The organism is Pseudomonas sp. SIMBA_067, from assembly GCF_046534675.1.
Lineage (GTDB): Bacteria > Pseudomonadota > Gammaproteobacteria > Pseudomonadales > Pseudomonadaceae > Aquipseudomonas > Aquipseudomonas putida.
In genome coordinates, this window is the sequence record NZ_JAWRYH010001539.1 from 1 (window position 1) to 228 (window position 228).

A 228-nucleotide genomic window follows, 5' to 3' on the forward strand; every position below is an offset into this window, starting at 1 on the left:
GATGTTGTCGATGCTGGTCACGCCCGAGTCGGAGTTGGTGGTGGCGCCGGCCGGGTACAGTTTGGCAGCGTACACGATCCCGCTGGCCTTGGCCGCGCGGACGTCCTCGGGGCTGGTACGGTCGGTGAGGTACAGCACCATCAGCGGCTCGAAGCGGCTACCGGCCGGGCGCGCGGCAAGGATGCGCTCACGGTAGGCGCCAGCCTCGGCGGCATTGCGCACCGGAGG

1 pseudogene is annotated in these 228 nt (G+C 70.2%); it reads right to left on the reverse strand.

The features are described from left to right. Window positions 1-228, reverse strand: a pseudogene (locus SB765_RS34610) (dihydroorotase); the annotation flags it as partial.